Below are 13,929 nucleotides of genomic sequence, written 5' to 3'. Positions count from 1 at the left end.
GATAGCGACCGAGACCATGACCGCAGACGCCGCTCTGTACATCCCGCCTTACAAGGCAGACGACCAGGATGTGGTCGTCGAACTGAATTCCCGCTTTGGCGCCGAGACCTTCACCGTCCAGGCCACCCGCACCGGCATGCCGGTGCTCTGGGTGCCGCGCGAAAAGCTCATCGAAGTCCTGACCTTCCTCCGTCAGGTGCCCAAGCCCTACGTGATGCTCTACGACCTGCACGGTGTCGACGAGCGTCTGCGCACCCAGCGCCGCGGCCTGCCGTCCGCCGACTTCAGCGTGTTCTACCACCTGATGTCGCTGGAGCGTAATAGTGACGTGATGATCAAGGTCGCCTTGTCCGAGAGCGACCTCAACCTGCCGACCGCCACCGGCATCTGGCCGAACGCCAACTGGTACGAGCGCGAAGTGTGGGACATGTACGGCATCACCTTCGCCGGCCACCCGCACCTGACCCGCATCATGATGCCGCCGACCTGGCAGGGTCACCCGCTGCGCAAGGACTACCCGGCGCGCGCCACCGAGTTCGATCCCTTCTCCCTGTCCGCCGCCAAGCAGGACCTGGAACAGGAAGCGCTGCGCTTCAAGCCCGAAGACTGGGGCATGAAACGCCACGGCGACAACGAGGACTTCATGTTCCTCAACCTCGGCCCGAACCACCCGTCCGCCCACGGTGCGTTCCGCATCATCCTGCAGCTGGACGGTGAAGAGATCCTCGATTGCGTTCCGGAGATCGGCTACCACCACCGTGGCGCCGAGAAGATGGCCGAGCGCCAGTCCTGGCACAGCTTCATTCCGTACACCGACCGTATCGACTACCTCGGCGGCGTGATGAACAACCTGCCGTACGTGCTCTCGGTCGAGAAGCTCGCCGGCATCAAGGTGCCGCAGCGCGTCGACGTCATCCGCATCATGATGTCGGAGTTCTTCCGCATCCTGAACCACCTCCTCTACCTGGGCACCTACATCCAGGACGTGGGCGCGATGACCCCGGTGTTCTTCACCTTCACCGACCGCCAGCGCGCCTACAAGGTCGTCGAAGCCATCACCGGCTTCCGCCTGCACCCGGCCTGGTACCGCATCGGCGGCGTCGCCCACGACCTGCCGCGCGGCTGGGACAAGCTGGTCCGCGAATTCCTCGACTGGATGCCCAAGCGCCTGGACGAGTACGAAACCGCCGCCCTGAAGAACAGCATCCTGCGTGGCCGTACCATCGGCGTTGCCCAGTACAACACCAAGGAAGCGCTGGAATGGGGTACCACCGGCGCCGGCCTGCGCGCCACCGGTTGCGATTTCGACCTGCGCAAGGCTCGCCCCTACTCCGGCTACGAGAACTTCGAGTTCGAGGTCCCGCTGGCCCACAACGGCGACGCCTACGACCGCTGCATGGTCAAGATGGGTGAGATGCGCCAGAGCCTGCGCATCATCGAGCAGTGCCTGAAGAACATGCCGGAAGGACCGTACAAGGCCGACCACCCGCTGACCACGCCGCCGCCGAAAGAACGCACGCTGCAGCACATCGAGACCCTGATCACCCACTTCCTGCAGGTTTCCTGGGGCCCGGTCATGCCGGCCAACGAAGCCTTCCAGATGGTGGAAGCGACCAAGGGCATCAACAGCTACTACCTGACGAGCGATGGCAGCACCATGAGCTACCGGACCCGCATCCGGACGCCCAGCTTCGCGCACCTGCAGCAGATTCCGTCGGTGATCAACGGCAGCATGATCGCTGACCTGATTGCCTATCTGGGCAGCATCGACTTCGTTATGGCCGACGTGGACCGCTGATCATGAGTACCCTTATCCAGACTGACCGTTTCGAACTCAGCGAAACCGAACGCTCGGCCATCGAGCATGAAATGCATCACTACGAGGACTCCCGCGCGGCGTCCATCGAAGCGCTGAAGATCGTCCAGAAGGAACGTGGCTGGGTGCCGGACGGCGCCATTCCGGCCATCGGCGAGATTCTCGGCATCCCGGCGAGCGACGTCGAAGGCGTAGCCACCTTCTATAGTCAGATTTTCCGTCAGCCGGTCGGCCGCCACATCATCCGCGTCTGCGACAGCATGGTCTGCTACATCGGCGGCCATGAATCGGTAGTCGGCGAGATCCAGAAGCAGCTCGGCATCGGCCTCGGCGAGACCTCCGCCGACGGCCGCTTCACCCTGCTGCCGGTGTGCTGCCTGGGCAACTGCAACAACGCCCCGGCGCTGATGATCGACGACGACACCCACGGCAATCTCGAACCTGCCGGTGTCGCCAAGCTGCTGGAGGCGTATCCATGACTCTGCGCACCGCTATGACCCTTACCTCCTTCGGTACCCCGAACCGCGCCCAGCGCGCTGCCGAGACCCATCCGCTGACCTGGCGCCTGCGCGACGACGGCCAGCCGGTGTGGCTCGAGGAATACCAGGCGAAGAACGGCTATGCCGCCGCCCGCAAGGCACTGGCCGAAATGGCCACCGACGACATCGTCCAGCAGGTCAAGGACTCCGGCCTCAAGGGCCGCGGCGGTGCGGGCTTCCCCACCGGCGTGAAGTGGGGCCTGATGCCCAAGGACGAATCCCTCAACATCCGCTACCTGCTGTGCAACGCGGACGAGATGGAGCCGAACACCTGGAAGGACCGCATGCTGATGGAACAGCTGCCGCACCTGCTGGTGGAAGGCATGCTGATTTCCGCGCGGGCGCTCAAGGCCTACCGCGGCTACATCTTCCTGCGCGGCGAGTACGTCGACGCGGCGCGCAACCTGAACCGCGCCATCGATGAAGCCAAGGCCGCCGGCCTGCTCGGCAAGAACATCCTCGGCAGCGGCTTCGATTTCGAACTGTTCGTGCACACCGGTGCCGGCCGCTACATCTGCGGCGAGGAAACCGCGCTGATCAACTCGCTGGAAGGCCGCCGCGCCAACCCGCGCTCCAAGCCGCCCTTCCCTGCCGCCGTCGGCGTGTGGGGCAAGCCGACCTGCGTGAACAACGTCGAGACCCTGTGCAACGTACCGGCGATCGTCGCCAACGGCGTCGACTGGTACAAGGGCCTGGCCCGTCCGGGCAGCGAAGACATGGGCACCAAGCTGATCGGCTTCTCCGGCAAGGTGAAGAACCCCGGCATCTGGGAACTGCCGTTCGGTATCCCGGCCCGCGAGGTCTTCGAGGACTACGCCGGCGGCATGCGCGACGGCTACAAGCTGAAGTGCTGGCAGCCCGGCGGCGCCGGCACCGGCTTCCTGCTGCCGGAGCACCTCGACGCTCCGCTGTTCGCCGCGGGCATCGCCAAGGTCGGCACCCGCATGGGCACCGGCCTGGCCATGGCGGTGGACGACAGCGTCAACATGGTCTCCCTGCTGCGCAACATGGAAGAGTTCTTCGCCCGCGAGTCGTGCGGCTGGTGCACCCCGTGCCGCGACGGCCTGCCGTGGAGCGTGAAGATCCTCCGCGCGCTGGAGCGTGGCGAAGGCGCCCAGGGCGATCTCGAGACCCTCGAGCAACTGGTCAACTTCCTCGGCCCGGGCAAGACCTTCTGCGCCCACGCACCGGGTGCCGTCGAGCCGCTGGGCAGTGCGCTCAAATATTTCCGTGCCGAATTCGAGGCGGGCGTTTCCCGCCAGATTCCGGCCGCGCCGAAGATGCAACCCGTCGGCGCCTGATGAGTTGAAGCGGGGAGTGCCGAGGCGCTCCCCGAGAATCGCCGCGAGGCTGCATTGCGCCCGGCGATACCCGTGATTCCATTAGCCAGTCCGCTTTCGGGCGGACCAACGAAGAAACTGACCCATGGCCACTATCCACGTAGACGGCAAGACGTTGGAAGTCGATGGAGCGGACAACCTGTTGCAGGCTTGTCTGTCCCTCGGTCTCGACATCCCCTACTTCTGCTGGCACCCGGCGCTCGGTAGCGTCGGCGCCTGCCGGCAATGCGCGGTCAAGCAGTACACCGACGAGAACGACAAGCGTGGTCGCCTCGTCATGTCCTGCATGACTCCCGCCACCGACAACACCTGGATCTCCATCGAGGACGAAGAGGCGAAGCAGTTCCGCCAGAGCGTCGTCGAATGGCTGATGACCAACCACCCGCACGACTGCCCGGTCTGCGAGGAAGGCGGTCACTGCCACCTGCAGGACATGACCGTGATGACCGGTCATAACCAGCGCCGCTACCGCTTCAGCAAGCGCACCCACCAGAACCAGGAGCTCGGCCCGTTCATCGCCCACGAGATGAACCGCTGCATCGCCTGCTACCGCTGCGTCCGCTACTACAAGGACTACGCCGGCGGCACCGACCTGGGCGTCTACGGCGCGCACGACAACGTCTACTTCGGCCGCGTCGAGGACGGTGTGCTGGAGAGCGAATTCTCCGGCAACCTCACCGAGGTCTGCCCGACCGGCGTGTTCACCGACAAGACCCACTCCGAACGCTACAACCGCAAGTGGGACATGCAGTTCGCCCCGAGCATCTGCCATGGTTGCTCCAGCGGCTGCAACATCAGCCCCGGCGAGCGCTACGGCGAGATCCGCCGCATCGAGAACCGCTACAACGGCTCGGTCAACCACTACTTCCTCTGCGACCGCGGCCGCTTCGGCTACGGCTACGTCAACCGCGAGGACCGCCCGCGCCAGCCGATGCTGGTGCTGAGCAAGCAGAAGCTGACCCTCGACGGCGCCCTCGACCAGGCCGCCGCCCTGCTCAAGGGCCGCAAGGTGATCGGTATCGGTTCGCCGCGCGCCAGCCTGGAAAGCAACTACGCCCTCAGCGAACTGGTCGGCAGCGAGAACTTCTTCAGCGGCATCGCCGCCGACGAACTGCAGCGTCTGCGTCTGGTGCTGAAGGTCATGCAGGACGGCCCGCTGCCGGCACCGACCATTCGTGACATCGAAGATCACGACGCCGTGTTCGTCCTCGGTGAAGACCTGACCCAGACCGCCGCCCGTATCGCCCTGGCCCTGCGCCAGTCGGTCAAGGGCAAGGGCGAGGACATGGCCGCCGCGATGAAGATCCAGCCCTGGCTCGACGCCGCGGTGAAGACCATCGCCCAGCACGAGATGAACCCGCTGTTCATCGCCAGCCTCGACGCCACCCGTCTCGACGACGTCGCCGCCGAGTGCGTGCATGCCGCGCCGGAAGACCTGGCACGCCTCGGCTTCGCCGTGGCCCACGCCATCGACCCGAGCGCCCCGGCCGTCGCCGGCCTCGATCCGGAAGCCGCCGCCCTCGCCCAGCGCATCGCCGATGCCCTGGTCGCCGCCAAGCGTCCGCTGGTCGTCTCCGGCACTTCGCTCGGCAGCAACGCGCTGATCGAAGCCGCGGCGAACATCGCCAGCGCGCTGAAGAACCGCGAGAAGAACGGCTCCCTCAGCCTGGTCGTACCGGAAGCCAACAGCATGGGCCTGGCCCTGTTCGGTGGCGAATCCGTGGAAGCCGCGCTGGAGCGCCTGACCTCCGGCCAGGCCGACGCCGTCGTGGTCCTGGAGAACGACCTCTACCGCCGCGCCGATGCCGCGCAGGTGGATGCCGCACTGGCCGCCGCGAAGATCGTCATCGTCGCCGACCACCAGAAGACCGCGACCAGCGCCAAGGCCCACCTCCTGCTGCCGGTCGCCAGCTTCGCCGAAGGCGACGGCACCCTGGTCAGCCAGGAAGGCCGCGCCCAGCGCTTCTTCCAGGTCTACGAGCCGAGCTACTACAACGCCGACATCATCGTCCGCGAAGGCTGGCGCTGGCTGCACGCGCTGCACAGCACTCTGCACGGCAAGCGCGTCGACTGGACCCAGTTGGACCACGTGATCGACGCCGTCGTCGCCGCCAGGCCGCAACTGGCCGGCATCCGCGACGCCGCGCCGAACGCCAGCTTCCGCATCAAGGGCCTGAAGCTGGCGCGCGAGCCGCACCGCTACAGCGGCCGCACCGCGATGCGCGCCAACATCAGCGTCAGCGAGCCGCGCACACCGCAGGACCAGGACTCGCCGTTCGCCTTCTCCATGGAAGGCTACGCCGGCAGCGCCGAACCGCGTCAGCAGATTCCGTTCGCCTGGTCGCCGGGCTGGAACTCGCCGCAGGCGTGGAACAAGTTCCAGGACGAAGTCGGCGGCCACCTGCGCGCCGGCGATCCGGGCGTGCGCCTGATCGAGGCCAAGGGCGAGACCCTGTGGTTCAGCGAGATTCCCGCGCCGTTCCATACCCCGGCCAGCCAGTTCAGGGTGGTGCCCTTCTATCACCTGTTCGGCAGCGAGGAGAACTCTTCCCGCGCCGCGCCGGTGCAGGAGCGCATCCCGCAGACCTACGTCGCCCTGGCCAGGGAAGAAGCCGACCGTCTCGGCGTCAACGACGGCGCCATGCTGCGCCTGACCGTCAAGGGCCAGGAACTGCGCCTGCCGCTGCGCGTCAGCGACGAGCTCGGCGCCGGCCTGGTCGCGCTGCCGATCGGTCTGCAAGGAATCCCCGCCGGCGTGATCGGCTGTGTCGCTGAAGGTCTGCAGGAGGCTGCGCAATGAGCTTGATGAGCATGAGCTGGCTGACACCCGCCATCGTCGACATCATCATCGAGATCATCAAGGCCATCGTCATCCTGCTCGCCGTGGTCGTCTGCGGCGCGCTGCTGAGCTGGGTCGAGCGTCGTCTGCTCGGCCTCTGGCAGGACCGCTACGGTCCCAACCGGGTCGGCCCCTTCGGTGCCTTCCAGCTCGGCGCCGACATGCTGAAGATGTTCTTCAAGGAAGACTGGACCCCGCCGTTCGCCGACAAGATGATCTTCACCCTCGCGCCGATGATCGCCATGGGTGCGCTGCTGATCGCCTTCGTCATCATCCCGGTCACCCCGACCTGGGGCGTCGCGGACCTGAACATCGGCATCCTGTTCTTCTTCGCCATGGCTGGCCTGACCGTGTACGCGGTGCTCTTCGCCGGCTGGTCGAGCAACAACAAGTTCGCCCTGCTCGGCAGCCTGCGCGCCTCGGCCCAGACCGTCTCCTACGAGGTGTTCCTGGCCCTGTCGCTGATGGGCATCGTCGCCCAGGTCGGTTCGTTCAGCCTGCGCGACATCGTCGATTACCAGGCCGAGCACCTGTGGTTCATCATTCCGCAGTTCTTCGGTTTCATGACCTTCTTCGTCGCTGGCGTCGCCGTGACCCACCGTCACCCGTTCGACCAGCCGGAAGCGGAGCAGGAACTGGCCGATGGCTACCACATCGAGTATGCCGGGATGAAATGGGGCATGTTCTTCGTCGGCGAGTACATCGGCATCGTGCTGGTCTCGGCGCTGCTGGTGACCCTGTTCTTCGGCGGCTGGCACGGTCCGTTCGGCATCCTGCCGCAGATCCCGTTCATCTGGTTCGCCCTGAAGACCGGCTTCTTCATCATGCTGTTCATCCTGCTGCGCGCGTCTATCCCGCGTCCGCGCTATGACCAGGTGATGGCCTTCAGCTGGAAGTTCTGCCTGCCGCTGACCCTGATCAACCTGCTGGTGACCGGCGCATTCGTGCTGGCCGCGGCCCAGTAAGGAGAAAGTCCATGATCAAGTACATCTTCGAAGTGGTGCACGGCACCTACACCCAGCTGCGCAGCCTGGTGATGATCTTCGGCCACGCGTTCCGCAAGCGCGACACCCTGCAGTACCCGGAAGAACCGGTGTACCTGCCGCCGCGCTACCGTGGCCGCATCGTCCTGACTCGCGACCCCGACGGCGAGGAGCGTTGCGTAGCCTGCAACCTCTGCGCCGTGGCCTGCCCGGTCGGCTGCATCTCCCTGCAGAAGGCCGAGACCGACGACGGCCGCTGGTATCCGGAGTTCTTCCGCATCAACTTCTCCCGCTGCATCTTCTGCGGCCTGTGCGAGGAAGCCTGCCCCACCACCGCGATCCAGCTGACGCCGGATTTCGAAATGGGCGAGTTCAAGCGCCAGGACCTGGTGTACGAGAAGGAAGACCTGCTGATCTCCGGCCCCGGCAAGAACCCGGACTACAACTTCTACCGCGTCGCCGGCATGGCCATCGCCGGCAAGCCGAAAGGCGCCGCGCAGAACGAAGCCGAGCCGATCAACGTCAAGAGCCTGCTGCCCTAAGGAGTCGCCCGGAATGGAATTCGCCTTCTATTTCGCAGCCGGCGTCGCCGTGCTGTCCACCCTGCGGGTCATCACCAACAGTAACCCGGTGCATGCCCTGCTCTACCTGATCGTGTCCCTGCTGGCCGTTTCGATGACCTTCTTCAGCCTCGGCGCTCCGTTCGCCGGCGCCCTGGAGATCATCGTCTACGCCGGCGCCATCATGGTGCTGTTCGTCTTCGTGGTGATGATGCTCAACCTCGGCCCGGCCATCGCCGAGCAGGAGCGCAAGTGGCTCAAGCCCGGCGTCTGGATCGGCCCCGGCGTGCTGTCCGCCGTGCTGCTGGTCGAGCTGCTGCTGGTGCTGTCGCGCACCCCGAGCGGCGCCGGCATCGGCCATACCACCGTCGACGCCAAGGCCGTCGGCGTGAGCCTGTTCGGCCCCTACCTGATGGCCGTCGAACTGGCCTCGATGCTGCTGCTGGCGGCACTGGTCGCCGCCTACCACCTCGGCCGCCACGAAGCGAAGGAATGACACGATGAATGCAATCCCCCTGGAGCACGGGTTGGCATTGGCCGGCGTGCTGTTCTGCCTCGGGCTGGTCGGCCTGATGGTTCGGCGCAACATCCTGTTCGTGCTGATGAGTCTGGAAATCATGATGAACGCCGCCGCGCTGGCCTTCGTGGTCGCCGGTAGCCGCTGGGCGCAGCCCGACGGCCAGGTCATGTTCATCCTGGTGCTCAGCCTGGCTGCGGCCGAGGCGAGCATCGGCCTGGCGATCCTGCTGCAACTGTATCGCCGCTTCCACACCCTCGATGTCGACGCAGCAAGCGAGATGCGCGGATGAACCTCCTGCCCCTGACATTCCTGTTCCCCCTGATCGGCTTCCTGCTGCTGTCCTTCTCCCGCGGCAAGTGGTCGGAAAATCTCTCGGCACTGGTCGGTGTCGGTTCCGTCAGCCTGTCCGCGCTGTTCGCGGCCTGGGCCATCTGGGACTTCCACAGCGCACCGCCGGCCGGCGGCGCCTACACCCTGGTGCTCTGGCAATGGATGGCAGTGGAGGGCTTCGCTTCGAACTTCTCCCTGTACCTGGATGGCCTGGCGGTCACCATGCTCGGCGTGGTCACCGGCGTCGGCTTCCTGATCCACCTGTTCGCCTCCTGGTACATGCGCGGTGAAGAGGGCTATTCGCGCTTCTTCGCCTACACCAACCTGTTCATCGCCAGCATGCTGTTCCTGGTACTCGGCGATAACCTGCTGTTCCTCTACTTCGGTTGGGAAGGCGTGGGCCTGTGCAGCTACCTGCTGATCGGCTTCTACTTCAAGCACGTACCGAACGGCAACGCCGCGCTGAAGGCCTTCATCGTCACCCGCGTCGGCGACGTGTTCATGGCCATCGGCCTGTTCATCCTGTTCGCCCACCTCGGCACGCTGAACATCCAGGAACTGCTGGTCCTGGCGCCGCAGCACTTCGCCAAGGGCGACTTCTGGATCAACATGGCGACCCTGATGCTGCTCGGCGGCGCGGTCGGCAAGTCCGCCCAGCTGCCGCTGCAGACCTGGCTGGCCGACGCGATGGCCGGCCCGACGCCGGTCTCCGCGCTGATCCACGCGGCGACCATGGTGACCGCGGGCGTGTACCTGATCGCCCGCTGCCACGGCCTGTTCGAACTGGCGCCGAGCATCCTCGAGCTGGTCGGCGTGGTCGGTGCGGTGACCCTGGTGCTGGCCGGTTTCGCCGCCCTGGTGCAGACCGACATCAAGCGCATCCTCGCCTACTCCACCATGAGCCAGATCGGCTACATGTTCCTCGCCCTGGGCGTCGGAGCATGGGGTGGCGCGATCTTCCACCTGATGACCCACGCCTTCTTCAAGGCCCTGCTGTTCCTCGCCTCCGGTGCGGTGATCGTCGCCTGCCACCACGAGCAGAACATCTTCAAGATGGGCGGTCTGTGGAAGAAGCTGCCGCTGGCCTACGCCAGCTTCATCGTCGGTGGCGCCGCGCTGGCCGCCCTGCCGCTGCTCACCGCCGGCTTCTACTCGAAGGACGAGATCCTCTGGGAAGCCTTCGCCAGCGGTCACCAGAACCTGCTGATCGCCGGCCTGGTGGGTGCGTTCCTGACCTCGATCTACACCTTCCGCCTGATCTTCATCGCCTTCCACGGCGAGCAGAAGACCGAAGCCCATGCCGGCCACGGGATTTCCCACTGGCTGCCGCTGGTGACCCTGATCGTGCTGTCGACCTTCATCGGCGCGCTGATCACCCCTCCGCTGGCTGGCGTTCTGCCGGAAAGCGTCGGCCATGCCGGCGGCGAAGCCAAGCACAGCCTGGAAATCGCCTCGGGCGCCATCGCCATCGCCGGCATCCTGCTGGCGGGCCTGCTGTTCCTCGGCAAACGCCGTTTCGTCAGCAGCGTCGCGCAGAGCGCACCGGGCCGCTTCTTCGGTACCTGGTGGTTCCATGCCTGGGGCTTCGACTGGGTGTACGACAAGCTGTTCGTGAAACCCTTCCTGGCCATCTGCCACCTGCTGCGCCGCGACCCGGTCGACCGTTCGCTCAACCTGGTCCCGTTCACCGCGCGTGGCGGCCACAACATCCTCAGCCTCACCGAGAACGGCCGCCTGCGCTGGTACGCCGCTTCCCTGGTGGGCGGTGCCGCGCTGCTGCTCGGCGCGCTGCTGCTGACCTAACGAATTCACGGAGAGAATGAGCCCGTCATGATTCTGCCCTGGCTAATCCTGATCCCCTTTATCGGCGGCTTCCTCTGCTGGATCGCCGAATCTTCCAGCAAGGTCCTGCCGCGCTGGATCGCGCTGCTGTCGATGACCCTGACCCTGGTCCTCAGCCTCTGGCTGTGGCAGACCGGGAACTTCCAGCTGGCCCCGGTTCCGGGCGCCGAACCGCAGTGGACCACGGAGTTCCAGCTGCCGTGGATCGAGCGCTTCGGCATCAGCATCCACCTGGCGATGGACGGCCTGTCGCTGCTGATGGTCGCCCTCACCGGCCTGCTCGGCGTGCTGTCGGTCCTCTGTTCCTGGAACGAGATCCAGCGCCGCATCGGTTTCTTCCACCTGAACCTGCTGTGGATTCTGGGTGGCGTGATCGGTGTGTTCCTGGCCATCGACATGTTCCTGTTCTTCTTCTTCTGGGAAATGATGCTGGTGCCGATGTACTTCCTCATCGCGCTCTGGGGTCACAGCTCGGAAGACGGCAAGCGCACCCGCATCTACGCCGCCACCAAGTTCTTCATCTTCACCCAGGCTTCCGGCCTGATCATGCTGGTGGCGATCCTCGGCCTGGTGTTCGTGCACTACAACAGCACCGGCGTGCTGACCTTCGACTACGCCCAGTTGCTGAAGACCGAACTCGCTCCGGGTGTGGAATGGCTGCTGATGCTCGGCTTCTTCGCCGCCTTCGCGGTGAAGACCCCGGTGGTGCCGGTGCACTCCTGGCTGCCTGACGCCCACGCCCAGGCGCCGACCGCGGGTTCCGTGGACCTCGCCGGCATCCTGCTGAAGACCGCCGCCTACGGCCTGATCCGCTTCTCCCTGCCGCTGTTCCCCAACGCGTCGGCGGAGTTCGCTCCCATCGCCATGTGGCTCGGCATCATCGGCATCTTCTACGGCGCCGTGCTGTCCTTCGCGCAGACCGACATCAAGCGCCTGGTGGCCTACTCCAGCGTGTCGCACATGGGCTTCGTCATCATCGGCATCTACTCCGGCAGCCCGCAGGCCATGCAGGGCGTGGTGATCCAGATGATCGCCCACGGCCTCTCCGCCGCCGCGCTCTTCATCCTGTGCGGCCAGCTGTACGAGCGCCTGCACACCCGTGACATGCGCAAGATGGGCGGCCTGTGGTCGCGCATGCCGTACCTGCCGGCGGTCAGCCTGTTCTTCGCCGTCGCGTCGCTGGGCCTGCCGGGCACCGGCAACTTCGTCGGCGAGTTCCTGATCCTGCTGGGCGCGTTCAAGGTGGTCCCGACCATCGTCATCATCGCCACCTTCGGCCTGGTGTTCGCCTCGGTCTACTCGCTGGCCATGGTCCACCGCGCCTACTTCGGTCCGTCCTCCTCCGACAAGGCGGTGGCCGGCCTGAACGGTCGCGAACTGTTCATGGTGCTCGGTCTGGCGGTGCTGCTGATCCTGCTCGGTGTCTACCCGCAGCCGGTGCTCGACACCTCGGCAGCCACCATGCATGGCGTCCAGCAATGGATGAACGCCGCCCTTTCCACCCTTGCAGCACGGTAGTCGCGAAATGACCTTCACGATCAATCACTTCATCGCGCTCCTGCCGCTGCTCATCACCAGCGCCACCCTGGTGGTGGTGATGCTGGCCGTGGCCTGGAAGCGTAACCACTCGTTCACCGCCTCGCTGTCGGTGATCGGCCTCAACGCGGCGCTGATCTCGATCCTGCCGGTACTCAAGGTCACTCCCATCGAAGTGACCCCGATGCTGCTGATCGACAACTTCGCCTGCTTCTACATGGCGCTGGTCATCATCGCCGCCCTCGCCTGCGCCACGCTCGCCCATGCCTACATGGAGAGCTACCCGGGCAACCGCGAGGAGCTCTACCTGCTCCTGCTGCTGTCCACCGCCGGCGGCCTGGTGCTGGTGAGCGCGCAGAACCTGGCCGGCCTGTTCATCGGCCTGGAACTGCTGTCGGTGCCGGTGTACGGCATGGTCGCCTACGCCTTCTTCAACAGGCACACGCTGGAAGCCGGCATCAAGTACACCGTGCTGTCCGCCGGCGGCTCGGCGTTCCTGCTGTTCGGCATGGCGCTGCTCTACGCCGAATCCGGCACCCTGAGCTTCTCCGGCCTCGGCAGCCAGCTGATCGAAGGCAGCAGCCACAGCCCGCTGCTGACCATCGGCGTCGGCATGATGATCGTCGGCCTGGGCTTCAAGCTGTCGCTGGCGCCCTTCCACCTGTGGACCCCGGACGTCTACGAAGGCGCCCCGGCGCCGGTGGCGGCGTTCCTCGCCACCGCCAGCAAGGTCGCCGTGTTCGTCGTGCTGCTGCGCCTGTTCCAGATCGCTCCGGTCGCGCTGAACAACGGCCTGCTGCAGGTGGTGCTGAGCGTCATCGCCATCGCCTCGATCCTGATCGGCAACCTGCTGGCGCTGACCCAGAGCAACCTCAAGCGCCTGCTCGGCTACTCCTCCATCGCCCACTTCGGCTACCTGCTGATCGCCCTGATCGCCAGCAAGGGCCTGGCCGTGGAAGCCGTCGGCGTCTACCTGACCACCTACGTGCTGACCACCCTCGGCGCCTTCGGCGTGGTGACCCTGATGTCGACCCCGTACAGCGGCCGCGATGCCGACGCGCTGTTCGAGTACCGCGGCCTGTTCTGGCGCCGTCCGGTGCTGACCGGCGTGCTCACCGTGATGATGCTGTCGCTGGCGGGCATCCCGCTGACTGCCGGCTTCATCGGCAAGTTCTACGTGATCGCCACCGGCGTCGAATCGCACCTGTGGTGGCTGATCGGCACCCTGGTGGTGGGCAGCGCCATCGGCCTGTTCTACTACCTGCGCGTCATGGTCACGCTGTTCCTGGTCGAGCCGAACCTGAAGAGCCACGACGCTCCGTTCAACTGGGGTCAGCGCGCCGGCGGCATCATGCTGGTGCTGATCGCCCTGGCGGCGTTCTTCCTCGGCGTCTACCCGCAGCCGCTGCTGGACCTGCTGCAGCACTCCAGCCTGGCTGTCGCCGCCGCCGGCTGATCGCCCGGCAGCAACAAAAAACCCGCCTCGGCGGGTTTTTTGTTGCCTGGAAAAGGCAGGCGCATCCAAAGCGCTACGTAGGAGGATGAGTTTTTTCACCCAGCATTACGGTGGCCGCATGCGCGGCCATAGTGAATGTATGGAGCGTGAGCCACCCTACGGAATTGC

The 13,929-nt window shown here is 65.6% G+C and carries 11 protein-coding genes; all 11 read left to right on the top strand.

Going from position 1 to position 13,929, the window contains the following annotated elements:
- Positions 1–16 precede the first annotated feature (16 nt).
- The 11 genes from nuoC (at position 17) to nuoN (ending at position 13,761) form a co-directional block, all read left to right on the top strand.
- A complete protein-coding gene (gene nuoC / locus BLR75_RS16600; RefSeq protein ID WP_084311089.1) occupies positions 17–1,798 on the top strand; it encodes an NADH-quinone oxidoreductase subunit C/D in 1,782 nt (593 codons plus the stop codon).
- Positions 1,795–2,295, top strand: a complete 501-nt coding sequence (gene nuoE / locus BLR75_RS16595; RefSeq protein WP_090416106.1) for an NADH-quinone oxidoreductase subunit NuoE — start codon at positions 1,795–1,797, stop codon at positions 2,293–2,295. Before nuoC ends, nuoE begins: the two co-directional genes overlap by 4 nt.
- A 14-nt stretch (positions 2,296–2,309) precedes the next feature.
- Positions 2,310–3,656, top strand: coding sequence for an NADH-quinone oxidoreductase subunit NuoF (gene nuoF, locus BLR75_RS16590; RefSeq protein ID WP_084311269.1), 1,347 nt, complete (start codon positions 2,310–2,312; stop codon positions 3,654–3,656).
- 124 nt (positions 3,657–3,780) lie between these two features.
- Positions 3,781–6,495, top strand: coding sequence for an NADH-quinone oxidoreductase subunit NuoG (gene nuoG / locus BLR75_RS16585; RefSeq protein WP_084311085.1), 2,715 nt, complete (start codon positions 3,781–3,783; stop codon positions 6,493–6,495).
- An 11-nt stretch (positions 6,496–6,506) separates the two neighbouring features.
- Complete coding sequence (gene nuoH, locus BLR75_RS16580) at positions 6,507–7,499, top strand: NADH-quinone oxidoreductase subunit NuoH (RefSeq protein ID WP_084311268.1); 993 nt, start codon at positions 6,507–6,509, stop codon at positions 7,497–7,499.
- 11 nt (positions 7,500–7,510) lie between these two features.
- Positions 7,511–8,059: an NADH-quinone oxidoreductase subunit NuoI gene (gene nuoI, locus BLR75_RS16575; protein WP_084311083.1), complete on the top strand. Its 549-nt coding sequence runs from the start codon at positions 7,511–7,513 to the stop codon at positions 8,057–8,059.
- A gap of 13 nt (positions 8,060–8,072) precedes the next feature.
- A complete protein-coding gene (nuoJ, locus tag BLR75_RS16570; protein WP_084311082.1) occupies positions 8,073–8,573 on the top strand; it encodes an NADH-quinone oxidoreductase subunit J in 501 nt (166 codons plus the stop codon).
- Positions 8,574–8,577: 4 nt separating this feature from the next.
- Positions 8,578–8,886 carry an NADH-quinone oxidoreductase subunit NuoK gene (gene nuoK / locus BLR75_RS16565; RefSeq protein ID WP_084311080.1) on the top strand — a complete coding sequence of 103 codons (309 nt, stop codon included), beginning with the start codon at positions 8,578–8,580 and terminating at the stop codon, positions 8,884–8,886.
- The gene (gene nuoL / locus BLR75_RS16560) at positions 8,883–10,730 is read left to right on the top strand and encodes an NADH-quinone oxidoreductase subunit L (RefSeq protein WP_084311078.1); all 1,848 of its coding nucleotides are present in this window, start codon (positions 8,883–8,885) and stop codon (positions 10,728–10,730) included. The genes nuoK and nuoL overlap by 4 nt, the downstream gene beginning before the upstream one ends.
- A gap of 27 nt (positions 10,731–10,757) precedes the next feature.
- Positions 10,758–12,287, top strand: coding sequence for an NADH-quinone oxidoreductase subunit M (gene nuoM, locus BLR75_RS16555; RefSeq protein ID WP_084311076.1), 1,530 nt, complete (start codon positions 10,758–10,760; stop codon positions 12,285–12,287).
- Between the two features lie 7 nt (positions 12,288–12,294).
- Positions 12,295–13,761 carry an NADH-quinone oxidoreductase subunit NuoN gene (nuoN, locus tag BLR75_RS16550; RefSeq protein WP_084311074.1) on the top strand — a complete coding sequence of 489 codons (1,467 nt, stop codon included), beginning with the start codon at positions 12,295–12,297 and terminating at the stop codon, positions 13,759–13,761.
- Positions 13,762–13,929 lie beyond the last annotated feature (168 nt).

Origin of the sequence: Pseudomonas jinjuensis (assembly GCF_900103845.1) — a bacterium.
In the GTDB taxonomy this organism is placed as follows: Bacteria; Pseudomonadota; Gammaproteobacteria; order Pseudomonadales; family Pseudomonadaceae; genus Pseudomonas; species Pseudomonas jinjuensis.
This window is presented reverse-complemented; position numbering and strand designations above follow the sequence as displayed.